This is a genomic window from Anoxybacillus sp. P3H1B, from assembly GCF_001560855.1.
GTDB classification, from domain to species: domain Bacteria; phylum Bacillota; class Bacilli; order Bacillales; family Anoxybacillaceae; genus Anoxybacteroides; species Anoxybacteroides rupiense.
In genome coordinates, this window is sequence record NZ_LPUG01000009.1 from 37721 (window position 1) to 53449 (window position 15729).

Annotated in this window: 17 protein-coding genes; 1 reads left to right on the forward strand and 16 read right to left on the reverse strand. The window is 43.9% G+C overall.

The window, feature by feature from the left end:
• Positions 1–12: 12 nt before the first annotated feature.
• The 13 genes from AT864_RS00460 to AT864_RS00515 form a co-directional block, all read right to left on the reverse strand.
• Positions 13–492 (reverse strand): DUF5590 domain-containing protein, encoded by a 480-nt coding sequence (locus tag AT864_RS00460; RefSeq protein ID WP_066145381.1) that lies wholly within the window; start codon positions 490–492, stop codon positions 13–15.
• A gap of 14 nt (positions 493–506) precedes the next feature.
• On the reverse strand, positions 507–677 hold the full coding sequence (locus AT864_RS17395) for a YpmA family protein (protein ID WP_080862420.1): 171 nt from the start codon (positions 675–677) through the stop codon (positions 507–509).
• Between the two features lie 575 nt (positions 678–1252).
• Positions 1253–3967, reverse strand: a complete 2715-nt coding sequence (dinG, locus tag AT864_RS00465; RefSeq protein ID WP_066145383.1) for an ATP-dependent DNA helicase DinG — start codon at positions 3965–3967, stop codon at positions 1253–1255.
• 217 nt (positions 3968–4184) lie between these two features.
• Complete coding sequence (gene panD, locus AT864_RS00470) at positions 4185–4568, reverse strand: aspartate 1-decarboxylase (protein WP_044742285.1); 384 nt, start codon at positions 4566–4568, stop codon at positions 4185–4187.
• Between the two features lie 16 nt (positions 4569–4584).
• The gene (gene panC / locus AT864_RS00475; RefSeq protein ID WP_066145387.1) at positions 4585–5436 is read right to left on the reverse strand and encodes a pantoate--beta-alanine ligase; all 852 of its coding nucleotides are present in this window, start codon (positions 5434–5436) and stop codon (positions 4585–4587) included.
• Entirely contained in the window at positions 5436–6272 is an 837-nt protein-coding gene (panB, locus tag AT864_RS00480) for a 3-methyl-2-oxobutanoate hydroxymethyltransferase (RefSeq protein WP_066145391.1), read from the reverse strand. Before panB ends, panC begins: the two co-directional genes overlap by 1 nt.
• A gap of 241 nt (positions 6273–6513) precedes the next feature.
• A complete protein-coding gene (locus AT864_RS00485; RefSeq protein ID WP_066145394.1) occupies positions 6514–7503 on the reverse strand; it encodes a biotin--[acetyl-CoA-carboxylase] ligase in 990 nt (329 codons plus the stop codon).
• Positions 7461–8678 (reverse strand): CCA tRNA nucleotidyltransferase, encoded by a 1218-nt coding sequence (locus AT864_RS00490; RefSeq protein ID WP_066145397.1) that lies wholly within the window; start codon positions 8676–8678, stop codon positions 7461–7463. Before AT864_RS00490 ends, AT864_RS00485 begins: the two co-directional genes overlap by 43 nt.
• The gene (gene bshA, locus AT864_RS00495) at positions 8675–9811 is read right to left on the reverse strand and encodes an N-acetyl-alpha-D-glucosaminyl L-malate synthase BshA (protein WP_044742280.1); all 1137 of its coding nucleotides are present in this window, start codon (positions 9809–9811) and stop codon (positions 8675–8677) included. The genes AT864_RS00490 and bshA overlap by 4 nt, the downstream gene beginning before the upstream one ends.
• Complete coding sequence (gene bshB1 / locus AT864_RS00500) at positions 9808–10521, reverse strand: bacillithiol biosynthesis deacetylase BshB1 (RefSeq protein ID WP_066145400.1); 714 nt, start codon at positions 10519–10521, stop codon at positions 9808–9810. Before bshB1 ends, bshA begins: the two co-directional genes overlap by 4 nt.
• Positions 10511–10933, reverse strand: coding sequence for a methylglyoxal synthase (mgsA, locus tag AT864_RS00505; RefSeq protein WP_044742278.1), 423 nt, complete (start codon positions 10931–10933; stop codon positions 10511–10513). The genes bshB1 and mgsA overlap by 11 nt, the downstream gene beginning before the upstream one ends.
• 13 nt (positions 10934–10946) lie before the next feature.
• Positions 10947–11774 carry a 4-hydroxy-tetrahydrodipicolinate reductase gene (gene dapB, locus AT864_RS00510; protein ID WP_066145403.1) on the reverse strand — a complete coding sequence of 276 codons (828 nt, stop codon included), beginning with the start codon at positions 11772–11774 and terminating at the stop codon, positions 10947–10949.
• Positions 11747–12082, reverse strand: coding sequence for a nucleotide pyrophosphohydrolase (locus AT864_RS00515; RefSeq protein ID WP_066145405.1), 336 nt, complete (start codon positions 12080–12082; stop codon positions 11747–11749). Before AT864_RS00515 ends, dapB begins: the two co-directional genes overlap by 28 nt.
• A 155-nt stretch (positions 12083–12237) precedes the next feature.
• Between AT864_RS00515 and AT864_RS00520 the strand changes: the two genes are divergently transcribed.
• Complete coding sequence (locus AT864_RS00520; RefSeq protein ID WP_066145409.1) at positions 12238–13110, forward strand: YitT family protein; 873 nt, start codon at positions 12238–12240, stop codon at positions 13108–13110.
• Positions 13111–13170: 60 nt separating this feature from the next.
• Here the strand turns inward: AT864_RS00520 and ypjB are convergent, their stop codons facing one another.
• From ypjB to AT864_RS00535, 3 genes are all read right to left on the reverse strand, one after another.
• Complete coding sequence (gene ypjB / locus AT864_RS00525) at positions 13171–13956, reverse strand: sporulation protein YpjB (protein ID WP_066145417.1); 786 nt, start codon at positions 13954–13956, stop codon at positions 13171–13173.
• 58 nt (positions 13957–14014) lie between these two features.
• Positions 14015–14608, reverse strand: a complete 594-nt coding sequence (locus AT864_RS00530) for a DUF1405 domain-containing protein (protein ID WP_044742273.1) — start codon at positions 14606–14608, stop codon at positions 14015–14017.
• Positions 14609–14917: 309 nt separating this feature from the next.
• Positions 14918–15685: a menaquinol-cytochrome c reductase cytochrome b/c subunit gene (locus tag AT864_RS00535; protein ID WP_066145419.1), complete on the reverse strand. Its 768-nt coding sequence runs from the start codon at positions 15683–15685 to the stop codon at positions 14918–14920.
• Positions 15686–15729: the final 44 nt, after the last annotated feature.

Sequence of the window (15729 nt, forward strand, 5' to 3'; positions counted from 1 at the left end):
CCATGTCCCCCTTCATGATTGTTGAAAGCTATATCTTTTCAAAAAAGCACCGTCTTTAAAGCTGAGGTAGTAAAAAGAATAACGATTGTTTTGATCAATATATGTCAGCTCCCAAAGAGGCACTCCTTTTTCCATGCCAAGCTTTGCGGAAACAATCTTTTTCGGATTTCGTTCCGCTGTTAACTTTTTGATGGCTTCTTCCTGTGTAATTCCGCTCTTGGCGTCTTTCACCACGATGCTTCCACTTTTCTCCGGAACCCAAACAATTTTGCGAGCTCCTTTACGATCATCACCCATAAATACAATATAGGTCTTTTCACCGTAATATGTATAAACTTGATCGATACGCGCAAAGGCCACTCTCTCAATCGCTCGCTTTCTTGCTGTTTCCATCAGCGATTGCTTCTGTCCGATCGCTGTGTGATAAACGCTTGCAGCTTGCCAAAAGAAAATACATAGCACAACAAAGCATAAAATACCCCACTTTCTCATAACAAACCACTTCTCTATGTACGGTAAATCGTAAAAACCGCTTTATTTTGATCTTTTTCATCAAGCGCCAATCCAAACATTAAGTTCTGCCTTTTCAGCGTTCGATTCAAGCAGTCAACAACTTTATATAAATCGGGTGAGTGCTGAATTTTGACAGTGGCTAACACCTCGATTTTACTTTCCATTTCACATTTTCCTCCTCCATGCCACAAATTTTGTTACTCATAGGAACAGAGCGGCGTGGCTACACTATACATACAACAAATTTGTGTTGTACCTTTCCATAATTATAACAGGTTCGTTGGACAATTTCATAAAAAAATTCCCCCACCTACATCTTATGGATCCCGCATCGTGTATATATACGATGCGGGATTTAAATGACAATTAGGCTTCCTCTCATTAAAGCTACCCGATCTTTTTGGGCAAAGGAAATGCTCTTTCATCCGTGTTCGTTATCTGATGATCGAAAAGCAAACGATCAAAAAACTTTCAATGGTTCCTCACCATATCTTTATAAAAGCCCTCTTCATCTTACATGCGACAAGATCCAGCGACGCTGCTCTATTCCGCTATCCTACCTATAGATTGCTCATTTGCTCTCTATTTACACGATCAACACTCATCCATTATCTGTATACTATTTTAACGGCCATCACCATTCAAATTTTTTCGTCATGTATCCATGTAACGCAGGCCTAAACAATCTTGTTTAACCACTTGACCAGCGAAAATAAACCGAACCCCATATCTAGCATTGTCATTTTTTCAAGCTTTGCAAAAGCTGCTCTAGCGGTGCTTCATAAATAGATACGGGGGGAAGCGAACCTACAAAATATTTTCCATAAGAAGCAGTGGTTAAACGGCGATCCAATACAAATAGCACTCCGGAATCAGTTGCTGTACGAATGAGGCGGCCAAAGCCTTGCTTAAAACGAATGATCGCCTGAGGCAGCGACAGATCATAAAACGGCCGTCCTCCTTTGGCGCGAATGCGCTCACTTTTCGCTTCTATCACAGGGTCATCTGGCGGAGCAAATGGCAAGCGGACCATGACAATAAAAGATAGCTGCTCCCTAGGTAAATCAATCCCTTCCCAAAAGCTGCTCGTTCCAAATAAAATGGCACGGTCAAATTGTAAAAAGGCCTTTGTGAGCTTTGCCGCATTTCCTCCTTGAATTCCTTGAGCAAGCAACACCAGTGTTTCGTCCTCATTTTTTTCTTTCACAATGGCAGCCGTCATTCGCAGAAGCTCATATGATGTGAACAATACCAGTATTTTCTCTTTGACCTGCTTTTCAATTTCTAGCAATTGTTCAGCTACAGCATGGGCATACTCTGGAAGCGACACATCTACAATAGACGGTAAGTCGCTTGGAATCATAATTTTTGCTTGGCGCTTATAATCAAATGGAGATGGAATCATGCGACAAATGGGATAAAAATCCTCTAACCCAAGCTGTGAGATTGCATAAGCAAATGAATGGTCCGTTGTTAAGGTTGCCGATGTCAAAATAACACTTTTCTTTCTTGTAAACAACCGCTCAGCAAAAAATTCTTCAAGCTCAATCGGCTGTGCATAAATAGCAGTAGCATTAGCGGCCCCTTTCACATCCGCCTCCATCCAGCGAACCACCTTCGAATCCGTATCTTCAAGCAAAAAGCGCAGACCATGAATCATGTCGTTCAGTACCGTCACATCTGTAAAGAACGAAAGGGAGGAAAGCGAAGGGTCGAGCATTTTCAGCTGTTCCGCCTTCTCTGCCAGCTCGGAGGTGTGATGACAGAGCCGCCAAAGCAACTCACGAATAGCGTTCCAATGTCTCCCTTTCTCTTCGCTTGGATGAAAGCGATAGCGCAGCCGCACGGCATTGGAATTCGTTTGTTTTCGCAGCACGTATTGCCGGATCATGCGAAACCATTCATCACATTCCAATTCAATGTCGCTTAACACAGACTGAAAATACATAAAATAGGCTTGTTGTTCAAGCCGTTTTCGAAGCTGAAAGAAGGATCCTTCATCATGACCATTTCCGATGCGAGTTAATAATAATCGAACAGCTACATAATCAACGCTCTGGCCAAAGTATTGAGAAGCAACATCCTCAAGATGGTGTGCTTCATCAACAATGAGCTGCTCATATGGCGGAAACAGCGGCTTATCAGAATTCAGATCCTGCAATAAAAACGCATGATTGGTAATAATCAGGTCGGCCTTACTGGCTCGCTGGCACGCCCTCTGGAAAAAATCATACTCCGCTTCTTCTTTTTCCTCATCCATATGCAGCATGGTCCAAAGCAGCTGGCCGCCCGAAGATAGCTGAAGCTCATCAACATCGCCTGTCTCCGTTTCTGTTAACCAAACGAGCAGCTGGCATTTGGTTAGCACTTCATCGTAGTTTTTGTTTGGTTTATACAAAAAGTGAGCAAATTTTTCGAGTGAAAGATAATTTCGTTTCCCTTTTAATTGCGCGACATGAAATGGAAACGACGCGATACTTTGGAGCAATGGAATATCGCGCTCCATCAGCTGCTGGCCTAGCTGGAGCGTATATGTACTAATCACAACAGGCTTTTGATATTGCCGAGCAAAGTAAAGACTCGGAATAAGATAGGCCAACGATTTCCCAATTCCAGTTCCTGCTTCAATTAAAGCATGTTGTGATGTATCGAGGGCCTCATAAACCATTTCCATCATGTCCCATTGTCCTTGTCGATGTTCGTAATCACGGAAAGGAAGCGTCTCCGTATGGGTGAACCATTCTCGAAAGGAAACGGGACACTCTCCAATTTTTTGAGGAAGAGGAGACGGTTTTCGCAATGCGATTCCTTGGTAGTAACTATATTGGTCATCATGCAAGGATGTTATTTTTTGGGCCAGCATCGCATCCATAATCGAATGGACATCGCTTTTCATATCGCGCGATAAACGGCACAATTGCCGCAATGTCGCGACCGGCAGCGCCTCCAATTTATCAAGTAAAGCGAGCCATAATTGGGCTGTAACCTCCGCATCGCTATCCGCCTGATGAGGATGCTGATGGGGAATATGCAATGCCTTCGCCATATCACTTAATTTATAGCTTTCCATGCTCGGGTATAAAATTCGAGAAAGTTCAACCGTATCAATCATCGGCGGCTCCGGCAAAAAAACTCCCGCTCTGTTCAATTCCTCCTGCAAAAACGGCCAATCAAATGCAACATTATGGGCAACAAAATACGATTGCTTCAATAGTGCAGCAACTGTCGGGGCAAGTTCAGAAAAAAGCGGCGCATGGCGCACCATTTGCTCACCAATTTGCGTCAATTGCTGGATAAAAGGTGGAATGCTGCATTCCGGGTTAACAAAACTGGAGAACCGCTTGACTATTTGTCTATTTTCAATAACGACGAGCCCGATTTGAATAATTCGATCCCCTTTTTTCACTGAATTCCCTGTTGTTTCTAGGTCTATGACTACAAACCGTTCATCCATCGTTTCACCTCAATCGCGCAATAATAGGGGCGTTCTCTACTGAGAAACAGCCCCCTTTTTTATGACAGGAAAAGCGGTAGCATCACCGCCTTCCTGCTTTTATATCCATACAAACGGATCGAATCTCTATCCTGGCCAAACATTTATAATAAGCCGGAACCATTACTTTTCTCCCTAAACATGAGAGGTTCTGTCTTTAGAAAGCTTGAGCTTCAGCTTACATCACTGTATGAGCTGGTTCGGCTACCATTAATTGCTGAATTCGATTATGCTCGTCCATAATCGCGATTTTCGGACGATGCGCCGCAATTTTCTCCTCTGGAATAAGGGCATAGGAAATGACGATGATGACATCATCCTTTTGCACAAGACGAGCAGCCGCTCCATTTAAGCAAAACACACCGCTTCCCCGTTCTCCTGGAATAATATATGTTTCAAAACGTGCGCCGTTATTGTTATTAACAATTTGTACTTTCTCATTTGCTACCATGCCAACCGCGTCCAAAATATCTTCATCAATCGTGATGCTTCCAACATAATTTAAATTCGCTTCCGTCACACGCGCACGGTGGATTTTTGCATTCATTAATGTACGAAACATGATTGTCCCCCCAACATTACGATTCCACATCAAGAGTTATATTATCAATGAGTCGCGCATTTGTAAACCTGACAGCAAGCGCAATGATGATTTTTCCAGATATTTTCTGAAGCGGTTGCAAATCTGGATAAGAATATACTTCAACATAATCAATGATACCATGTGTATAAGTTTGAATATAATCTTCAACAAGAGCACAAATAGCCGATGGATTGCGCTCGCCATTTTCAATCGCCCGCTTCGCTTTTTGCAATGCCGCGTACAGGGCAGGAGCTTCTTTTCGCTCTTCCGGAGATAAATACACATTGCGCGAGCTTTTCGCTAGCCCGTCCGCTTCGCGAACAGTCGGAACTGGAACAAGCTCGATCGGAAAATGGAAATCGCGAATAAGTCCATCAACCACTGCTACCTGCTGCGCATCTTTCATCCCGAAGTAAGCACGGGTCGGCATGACAATATGAAATAGTTTCGTTAATACCGTAGCCACGCCATCAAAATGCCCCGGTCTTGATTTTCCGCATAATACATCAACGCGCTCCTTGACGGCCACCTGCACGCTTAATGGCCGCGGATACATTTCTGTCACGGATGGATAAAACAATAGATCCACCCCTGACGCTTTGGCGATCTTTTCATCTCTCTCCATATCGCGCGGATATCGGTCGAAATCTTCATTTGGCCCAAACTGCAATGGATTAACAAACACGCTTAATACAACAATATCATTTTCCTCTCGCGCTTTTTTCAGCAAGGCAGCATGGCCTTCATGCAAATACCCCATTGTCGGTACAAAGCCAATGGACTTTCCTTGCTGACGGTATTGGGCTGTTTTTTGCTGCATTTCTTGGATCGTTTGAATGATCATCATTACTGCTTTCCTCCATATAGTGCAATCCATTCTTCTTCTTTCATCGTAAACATATGCTCACGTTCAGGAAACTGCCGAAGCTTTACCTCCGTCACATAGCTTGTCAAGGCATGCTGCATCGTTTCTTCAATATTGGCATATTTTTTAACAAACTTAGGTACTCGTTCTACTCCATATCCGAGCACATCATGATAGACAAGCACCTGTCCATCTACTTCATTACCTGCTCCTATTCCAATAGTGGGAATGGTTAATTGCTTAGTAATTTCGGCGGCAATCTGCTTTGGCACGCATTCGAGAACTAAAGCGACCGCTCCGGCCTCCTCGCACCATTTTGCATCTTGTAAAAGTTTGCGAGCGCTTTCAGCGTCTTTCGCTTGCACTTTATATCCACCAAGCACCCCGACAGATTGCGGAGTTAAACCTAAATGGGCAACAACTGGAACACCTGCTTCAGTCAGGGCACGAATGACCTCTATGACTTCGCCGGCCCCTTCAACTTTTACGGCATGAGCTCCAGACTGCTGCATGATGCGCTGAGCATTGCGAAGTGCTTCTTCCCTCGACAGATGGTAAGACATAAACGGCATGTCCGTGACAATGAACGTGTTCATGGCTCCACGCCGCACTGCCTTCGTATGATGAATCATGTCCTCCACTGTTACCGGAATGGTGGAATCATATCCGAGCACAACCATCCCAAGCGAATCGCCGACAAGAATCATGTCTACTCCAGCAGCTTCCGCAAGCTTTGCTGACGGAAAATCATACGCTGTCAGCATCACAATCGGCTCGTTTGTCTTCTTCATCTTCAAAAAATCACTGGTTGTTTTCATGGCATATCCCTCCTCCTTGTTTGCAGAGGAGATGAATCTCCGAATAAAAAAACCTTCTTCCCCACCTTGAGAAGAAGGATGTTGATTGTATCGGCCGAGTTCATCCCTCTGTCCCAGTCCTTTAGCGGATCAAGGCAGATCACATTGACAACACTGACACATTTTTCATGGTGCAGTTCTTCGCTAAAAGATACTGCCCTTGTACATCCATCTATATTTTAACAAAATTCGAACACTTTTGCTACAATGAAATATCGGCGGAATGAATGTGATGAATCGTTCCATCATGGTCTTCCAGGATTAATACGCCTTCATCTGTAATGCCGCGCGCGAAACCACGGATCGTTCCGTTCAAGGTGCGAGCGGTAATTTCTTTACCAATGCTTATAGCGTATCCTTCCCATAGCAGCTTGATCGGCAAAAAGCCATGCTGCAAATATTGCCGATACAATGTTTCCATTTTTAATAGTACTTCCTGGATGAGACGAGCTCGTTTTATTTTTTCTCCCTTTTCAATCGCCAATGATGTGGCAATGCCGCGAAGATCTTCAGGAAATTGATCGCGTTCATGATTGACGTTCACTCCCATTCCAATCGTAACAGAATGAACGCGATCAGGATCAGCCTGCAGCTCCGTTAAAATGCCGACACATTTTTTGCCGTTGATTAAAATATCATTCGGCCATTTAATATCAGGAACAAGCCCCACCACTTCCTGAATAGCTTGGACAATAGCGACAGCTGTCAGCAACGTCAGCTGTGGCGTCTTTTGCGGCGGAATCGGCGGTCTTAAAATTAAACTCATCCAAACTCCTGTCCCTTTTGGCGAAAACCATTTTCGATCCATTCGGCCGCGCCCTGCCGTCTGCAATTCAGCGACAACAATCGTCCCCTCTTTTGCTCCTTCATGTGCCAACTGATGAGCCATTTTTTGTGTAGAGGTCACTTCTTCTTCAAAATAAATCGTTTGTCCAAACACCTCTGTTTTTAAACCAAGGCGGATTTCATTGGCTGTAATTTTGTCAGGCGTACTCACAATTCTGTATCCAAGGCGGCGCACCGCTTCAAGCTCAAATCCTTCCTTCCGCAAATCTTCAATATGCTTCCAAACGGCGGTTCTGGAACAGCCGAGAATATCGCTGATTTTTTGTCCGGAAATAAAATCGCCATTGGCCTCAGAAAATAATTCTAGCAATTTTTTTCTTGTGTCAGATTGCATGAAATGAGCCACTCCTTTATCCGCTCTTTGTCATTTTCTACTTTTCCTTGAATCACCGCCCGCTCCACTTTCTTCAGCATATTTGCCAGCCACGGACCGCCCGGACATCCCATCCATCCCATGATATCTTTTCCGGTAATAGCTAAATCACTTCTGCTTTTAATAGGCAATTGAGCAAAGAGAGCGACGAGCCGTTGGCGATTGCTATAAGCATCTTCCATATCAATAAGGGAACGAATGGTTTCTGCCGCTAAAGCATAATCAAGCCCAAACTCATACAACTGCTCTTTTTTCCAATCATCATGTGAGCGAATGAGGGGCAGAATGCGCAAAATATGTTGCACATCCTTCATTAGCCGGTTAGGCAGCTTCCAAAGTCGCAAAAAAGCGGAAGATTCTTGATCGCTTAACAGCAAATAGCACAAAAATCCCCAGCGCTCCATCGAAGAGGACAATGCTTTCCAATCGTATTGCGCCAACTTTTTTAACGGCTCTTTTTTTTCGCGAAGTCCCGGCAAATACACATATAATCCTGTTTCCTCTAACAGTGAGAAAGCCTTCTCTGCAAATGGGCCCGCCATCAATTTCTCAAACTCGGCTGTTATTCTTTCCACCGAAATATGCGCCAACAGCGAAGCATGTTCAATAATCGCCTGCTTCGTCTCCATTTCTAACGCAAAACCGAGCTGACTGACAAACCGGATCGCCCGCATCATGCGAAGAGCATCTTCAGAAAAACGCTCGCTCGCCTTTCCAACGGTACAAATGATTTTAGCAGAAATCGCCCGCTGTCCATGAAACGGATCGTATAGTGTTCCATGATCGTCCATCGCAATGGCATTCATCGTAAAGTCGCGCCTTTGCAAGTCTTCGCGCAGGGAACGGACAAATGTCACAGACTCGGGACGACGATAATCTTCATACGTACCTTCCGTTCGAAAGGTTGTCACTTCATATGGAATACCGTCGTTTAACACAACAACGGTTCCATGCTTTAAACCAACGGGAATCGTTTTTGGAAAAAGCTTGATCACTTCTTCGGGAAGAGCGGATGTGGCAATATCAATGTCGCCAAGCGGACGATTTAGCAAATAGTCGCGAACCGCACCGCCGACGAAATAAGCTTCATATCCATGTTGCTTCAGTTTACGAATAATGCCAAGTGCGCGTTGAAACGGTTCTTTCATCGCTTCACCTCTTTTATCAACGAAAAATAAACATCTTCGTATTGCTGTAAGATGTGCTGCGAATGAAATTTTTCATAAACAGCTTTAAGCGCTTGTTCAGCCATATATGTATGCAAATCTTCGTTTGTCAACATTTGTAGCGTTTTTTCAGCTACTTCTTCGATATTGCCAAGCTCGCATAGAAACCCTGTCTTGCCATCTTCAATCACTTCAGGAATGCCGCCAATGTTTGTGCCCACACACGGAACTCCGCAAGCCATTGCTTCAAGCAAAACAAGTCCAAAGCTTTCTTTTTCCGATAAAAGCCATTTGACATCACTCATCGAATAAAGCTCTTCTAAATTTTCTTGTTTTCCTAAGAAAAGAACGTCTTCTGTTAATCCTAGTTGCCGCACTAATCTGCACACAACGGTCATTTCTGGTCCATCACCAACGAGCAGTAGTTTAGCAGGAATTTGGCTACGAACATGCAAAAAGGCATGCACAACATCTTGAACACGCTTCACCTTGCGAAAATTGGACACATGGATAATGACCTTTTCTTGTTCTGTTATTCCATATTGTTGTTTTAAATGCTTAACATCTTTTTTATGATACACGCGTTCATCAACAAAATTATAAATGGTATGAATATCCTTTTGAACATCAAGCAGCTCGTAAGTTTGCTTAACAAGTGCATTCGACACAGCCGTAACCAGATCCGATTGTTCAATTCCAAATTTTATCATATCGCTTAACGACGGATCATATCCGAGAACGGTAATATCCGTCCCGTGAAGCGTCGTCACAATTTTCACATCGTATCCAACCATTTGCTTGGCTAATACCGCACAAACCGCATGCGGAATCGCATAATGAACATGCAGCACATCCAGCTTTTCCCGTTTGGCTACTTCAGCAATTTTACTTGCTAATGCCAAATCATATGGCGGATACTGAAACACGGAATACTGATTGACTGTTACTTCATGATAATAAATATTGCAATATACTTTATTTAGGCGAAAGGGCATGCTTGAAGAAATAAAATGAATTTCATGTCCTTTTTCCGCCAGCAATTTTCCCAATTCTGTGGCGACAACACCGGATCCGCCAACCGTTGGGTAACAGACAATTCCTATTTTTAGCTTCATTGTTTCTCTCCTAGCAAATCATTTGAAATGACGAGCGGCTGTTTCGTCATAAATCCTTCGGCAAACAGCACTCCGACTTGCTTTCCCCATAACCGCTCGCGGCTTTCAACGGTTTCAATATAGCCATTGGTTAACGGCGTATCAACCGACTGAGCTGTTTTTTGAAATTGGCTTGCATAAGCTTTCAGGCTCGCCAGCTTTGTTTCCATCGTATGGCTAATATCAACAACAAAATGTGGCCGTTCATAACTGTTAATCATGTAGTAATAAAGCGATGAAACACGATGTGCCGGCAGCTCTCCTGCCTCATAACGGCGAATCCCAGCCGAAAACACCGCTTCTTCGACAAGAAAAGCACAATTTCCATGATCGGGATGACGATCTACCCAATACGGTGCAAAGATGACTCGTGGACGATATTGGCGAATAACAACAGCAATACAGCGAATAGCTTCTTCTGTTTTATATAAGCCCCGATCGGGCAGATGAAGATTGATTCTTGCCACAGCTCCAAGCAGCTCAGCTGCTTTTTGCGCTTCTTTTTGCCGCCGTTCTACAGTTCCGTTAGACGACAGCTCTGCCAAGGTTAAATCGCAAATGCCGATGCGACACCCTTGCTTGGCATATTTGGCGATCGTTCCCCCCATCCCGATTTCCACATCATCTGGATGAGCGCCAAATGCTAGTATATCAAGTTGCTCACGCTCCATTTTCGTCACCTTTTCTCTCATGAATAATAGTCCGCCATTGGAAGTCGCCACGCTCAAGCCCTCTAATTAAAATTTCAGCCGTCCCCATATTAGTGGCCAGCGGCACATTATAGACATCACATAACCGAAGCAGAGCACTGACATCCGGCTCATGAGGCTGGGCGGTTAAAGGATCACGGAAAAACAATATCATATCTATTTCATTGCGTGCAACCATAGCGCCAATCTCTTGATCCCCGCCTAACGGTCCCGAACAAAATCGATGGATAGGCAAACCGGTTGCCTCCATAATGCGCAAACCAGTTGTTCCCGTTGCATACAGCTCATGCTTTGCTAAAATCGTTTGATAAGCTGTCGCAAACTGAATCATATCCGCCTTTTTTTTATCATGCGCGATTAAGGCAATTTTCACGCTGACACCCCCGCTATTCAATAATATGCTCTAAACCATACACAAGCGTTTGCAACTTCATCACGGTTTCGATTGATAGCTTGACCCCAGACATAAATGACCCACGATGGAACGAATCATGACGAATGGTTAATGATTGTCCGTTTCCACCGAAAATGACTTCTTGATGCGCAATAAACCCCGGCAGGCGGACACTGTGAATCGGAATCCCGTCATAAGAGGCTCCCCTAGCACCTTTAAGCGTCTCTTTTTCATCAGGATGCCCTTGCTTTTTAGTTGGTCGCACCGCCGAAATGAGCTGTGCTGTTTTTACAGCTGTTCCAGACGGAGCATCAAGCTTTTGGTCATGGTGCAGCTCAATAATTTCAACATCAGTAAAATATTTGGCGGCCATTTGAGCAAACTTCATCATTAAAATGGCACCCACTGCAAAATTCGGTGCAATAATCGCGCCCATTTCTTTTTCTTCCGCCAGCTTTGTTAATTGCTCAATTTCTTCTTGACTAAACCCTGTCGTTCCCACTACGGGACGAACACCATAGCGAAGCGCGATCTCAGTATGGCGCTTGCCCGTTTCTGGAGTCGTTAAATCAACTAAAACATCCGGCTTTGTCTCTTGAAAGCAGCGTTCAATATCCGTATACACTGGCGCATGAATGCCGTTAAAACCATCTACCTCTGCTAAGTCCTTTCCATCATGGATACGGTCAATCACCGCCACAAGCTGAAAATTCTCCGCATGATGCACAAGCGCTACCGCTTCCCGTCCCATCCGTCCTCGCGGGCCTGCCACTGCTACTTTAATTGGATTATTCACTCTTTCTCTTCCTTTCTTGTCCATCTGTTTTGATCTCTTGTCTGAAACTTTTCCATCACCATATCATGCGCTTTTTCTAAATCAATTTGAAGGGAGTTCGCAAAGCAAATCAAGACAAATAATAAATCGCCAAGCTCCTCTTCAATCGTCTTTTCGGTTTCTGATTTTTTCTTTGGCTTTTCTCCATAATAATGGTTGACTTCTCTCGCTAATTCCCCTAATTCCTCAGTCAACCTAGCCAACATGGCAAGCGGGCTGAAGTAGCCTTCTTTAAATTGGCCAATATAATCATCAACTTCCTTCTGCAATTGCTTGATCGTTTTTTCCGACATATCGTTGATTCCCACCTTTCATGCTTTCATGTTAGCTAAAAGCAACCATTTTGACAAATATTTTTGCGTTTCGTTGCTCAAGTCCTCCTCTTCCACTATAATTTATAATTAATGACTGAGATCGCCGGCCTATCATTACTATACGGAGGTGTCATATGGTTTTTGGACTGAAAATTAAAAATGTCTTATTTATTTTACTTGGCGCGGCTATTTTCGCATTTGGACTTGTTCATTTTAATATGCAAAATAATCTAGCGGAAGGAGGAGTAACAGGCATCACGCTTCTCCTTTATTTCTTGTTCGGCATCGATCCCTCCCTCACGAACTTGCTGCTGAACATCCCGCTTTTTTTTATCGGCTGGAAGCTGCTCGGACGCCATTCCTTTTTTTATACCATGATTGGGACCGTCAGCTTATCCTTATTTCTATGGATTTTTCAACATTATGCAATCAAGATGCCGCTAAAGCATGATTTAACGCTCGCAGCCTTGTTTGCTGGCGTTTTTGTTGGAATCGGGCTTGGGATCATCTTTCGCTATGGGGGAACAACCGGGGGCGTCGATATTATTGCAAGGCTTCTCTACAAATATCGCGGAATTAGCATGGGAAAAACCATGTTTGCTTTTGATGCGGTTGTCATTACACTGTCGCTTTTATACCTTTCATACCGCGAGGCCATGTACACGCTAGTTGCCGTCTTTATTGGCGCCCGCGTCATTGATTTTATGCAGGAAGGCGGTTATGCTGCAAAAGGAGCGACCATTATTTCTGAAAAGAGCGAAGAAATCGCCTCCAAAATTTTAACAGAAATGGAGCGTGGTGTAACCGTTTTAAAAGGACGCGGCTCCTATACCAAAAGAGAACGAGATGTGCTTTATTGCGTAGTAGCCAAAAATGAATTACCGCGCCTTAAAAATGTCATTATTTCCGCAGATCCACATGCTTTTGTCGCCGTGACGGATGTGCATGATGTACTCGGTGAGGGATTTACCCTCGATGAAAATAAGCAGCCCATTCAAAACGATTAAGAGCAAAAGCATAAGGCCGGTCTGCCAAGCAAAAAGGCTGAGATTCGACCTCAGCCTTTTTTATTGTTCCTCATGTGAGCGAGCTTTTTGCTTTTCTCCACGATATTTGCGAAACCCGACATAGGTTAATGTCAATATAATCATTCCTCCCGTAGAAATCATCACCCACAATAAGGAAGAATCTGCTTCATCCTTTTTCATATGATTAAACAATGCCGCAAGATCTTGCCTCATTTGCGCAAGCTGCTCCTGCTGCTTGGCTTTGTCAAGGGCATGAAAGCTCGGGCTTTGGAGCTGTTCAATGTCTTGATCTGCCTTTTTGGCCCAGGCAGGCTCCACATCAATTTTTACGCTTGGCTCGATGATTTCATATTGATGCAAAAATTGCTGTAGCACCGTTTGAAACTGCTGCTCATCCCCGCTCTCAATCGCTGCTTCAATTTCCTGAAATGCCCCCATAATCGAAGATTCCATTTCCGCCCAAAGCGGCTGATAATTGGAATGAACAGCATCGATTACAAGACGAAACTGCACCACTTGATCAATTCGGTCTTCCGCCGGCAATGTGGAAGCGGTAATGGCTTTTAACGCATTTTCATGCGTGATGGTGATGGCACGCAATTCATCCATCGATTTAAGGCGATCGCGTGCATTTAACTTTAAAAATTCATCAGAAAAATAATTCAACACGTCCTTCGCTTCTTCAAAACGCTTATTTTTAGCAAGCTGTAATGCCTGATCTGAAATTTTATCAAGCCTTTGCCATTCATCATGATGTGTAGCAAAGACAGCTGACGGAAATGCACAAAGGATCATAATGATCCATATGACTGCCATTCGCCTCATTCTTGTCCCTCCTCCGCTAACTACTACAATGTATGAGAGGCTGGACAAGGTTAGACCATTATTTGAGCGAAATTTGTAGACGACCTTCTTTTATTCCCAATACATAAGCAACGGCAATAGAAATCATGCTTAACCAGAAAGTAAAATAGCCGATTTGCGGGATATACTGTTCAAGCATGCTGTAACGAGGCAGCATCTGAAACACATAATCGATCACATCATTATGCAGGGTCCATATAGCAGCAAAAGCTAAATGCCGCACCTTCATTCGATAGAATGGGGCATACAGCAAGCCTTGAATGGCCATTGCTCCGTGAGAGAAAATAAGCATCCATCCTTGCCATCCAAGCGTTCCAGTCACTTTCCAGACAAGAATGTTCATAACGACCGCCCAAATTCCGTACTTCAATAGAGTCACCATCGCCAGAGCTTCTAATAATGGCCAATTTCTTTTTAATATAAAAGCAAGCAAGACAAAAACAAAAAACAAACTAGCGGTAGGGCTGTCAGGGACAAATAATAAAAATCGGCTTGGTGTTTCCGCAAGCTGCGGTCCATACCATATATATCCGTAAATAGTTCCGGCAATGTTGATCACGAGCAGCAGCCAAAGAACAGAGGGAGCCGCAAGTAAAAGATACCACTGTATCATGTTCCACCTCCTTTCTTCTATGCAAGCTTATATGTTATAGCCGACGAAAATTCTTTGATGATTAGAAACAAGCTAGTGGCTTGCCGCCGTCACGCTTTGGCGTGACCAAGCCCCAAACGGCTGGCCATTCCAGACAAATTCATGTGCCTGGAAAGCGGTGTTATTCGGTCGTCCGACCGTCGAAATCGGTTATCATCCGCTCACTTTCGGATAAGTGTTGAACCATCAAATTGTATTTATTATATAGAATATAGATGAAAGAAAAAAGCTGACTAATAGTAGCCAGCTTTTTTCCTGTCACTTTTAATCCTACTCTGCTTTCAATCCTGCAATAAATTCAGATAGCTTTTTCAATTCTTCATCTGTTCCTTTGAACACCCCAGGAGGCATGCCGCCTTTACCTTCTTTAGCAATTTTCGCAATTTCTTCTGGCTTTAGCCCCGTGCCGACAAGCGAAGGCGCTGCTGCTCCTCCGGAAAGGTTTTCACCGTGACAAGTTGTACATGTATTTGCTTGGGCAATTTTATATCCGTCCGCGTTTTTGTCGATTTCGACTTCAGCACGGATTTTCCCTTGTTCCGCAGCTTTTTTCCAGTCGTGAGTAACGACCGATTCCCAAGTAAGGAAAACCATTGCTGCAAGCGTTAACAACATCATGCCGACCGCAACTGGACGTTTCCATGGACGACGTTCCGGCCCGCGATCTAAAAATGGCGCAAGCAATAATGCTCCAAAGGCAAGACCCGGCATCACGATCGCACCAATGACCGTATAAGGACCTGAAGCATATGAGTATTTCAGCAATTGGTATAGAAACAAGAAATACCAGTCTGGAAGCGGAATATATGACGTATCTGTCGGGTCAGCGATCCGTTCCAGCGGAGATGGATGGGCAACCGTTAAACATAAAAAGCCAACTAAGAAGACAGCACCAACCATCCATTCCTTTAATAAGAAGTTCGGCCAAAACGCTTCTGTTTTTCCTGGATATTCCGAATAATCCTTCGGAATATTCGGTTTTCTCACAGCAGAAACACGCGAATCGCCGACGAATTTCATCCCTTTTCCGCGATGCATATCATGTTTCCCTCCTTTATCTTATAGATTCATCCATGAATCAT

Excerpts from the sequence above, each read along its gene's own strand:
- AT864_RS00515 (WP_066145405.1), bottom strand. The coding sequence starts at position 12,082 with ATGTCGGAAAAAACGATCAAGCAATTGCAGAAGGAAGTTGATGATTAT.
- bshB1 (WP_066145400.1), bottom strand. The coding sequence starts at position 10,521 with ATGGAGCGTGAGCAACTTGATATACTAGCATTTGGCGCTCATCCAGAT.
- dapB (WP_066145403.1), bottom strand. The coding sequence starts at position 11,774 with ATGGACAAGAAAGGAAGAGAAAGAGTGAATAATCCAATTAAAGTAGCA.
- AT864_RS00460 (WP_066145381.1), bottom strand. The coding sequence starts at position 492 with ATGAGAAAGTGGGGTATTTTATGCTTTGTTGTGCTATGTATTTTCTTT.
- panD (WP_044742285.1), bottom strand. The coding sequence starts at position 4,568 with ATGTTTCGTACATTAATGAATGCAAAAATCCACCGTGCGCGTGTGACG.
- AT864_RS00535 (WP_066145419.1), bottom strand. The coding sequence starts at position 15,685 with ATGCATCGCGGAAAAGGGATGAAATTCGTCGGCGATTCGCGTGTTTCT.
- AT864_RS00520 (WP_066145409.1), top strand. The coding sequence starts at position 12,238 with ATGGTTTTTGGACTGAAAATTAAAAATGTCTTATTTATTTTACTTGGC.
- ypjB (WP_066145417.1), bottom strand. The coding sequence starts at position 13,956 with ATGAGGCGAATGGCAGTCATATGGATCATTATGATCCTTTGTGCATTT.
- AT864_RS00530 (WP_044742273.1), bottom strand. The coding sequence starts at position 14,608 with ATGATACAGTGGTATCTTTTACTTGCGGCTCCCTCTGTTCTTTGGCTG.
- bshA (WP_044742280.1), bottom strand. The coding sequence starts at position 9,811 with ATGAAGCTAAAAATAGGAATTGTCTGTTACCCAACGGTTGGCGGATCC.
- panB (WP_066145391.1), bottom strand. The coding sequence starts at position 6,272 with ATGAAAACAACCAGTGATTTTTTGAAGATGAAGAAGACAAACGAGCCG.
- AT864_RS00490 (WP_066145397.1), bottom strand. The coding sequence starts at position 8,678 with ATGAAAGAACCGTTTCAACGCGCACTTGGCATTATTCGTAAACTGAAG.
- panC (WP_066145387.1), bottom strand. The coding sequence starts at position 5,436 with ATGATGATCATTCAAACGATCCAAGAAATGCAGCAAAAAACAGCCCAA.
- AT864_RS17395 (WP_080862420.1), bottom strand. The coding sequence starts at position 677 with ATGGAAAGTAAAATCGAGGTGTTAGCCACTGTCAAAATTCAGCACTCA.
- dinG (WP_066145383.1), bottom strand. The coding sequence starts at position 3,967 with ATGGATGAACGGTTTGTAGTCATAGACCTAGAAACAACAGGGAATTCA.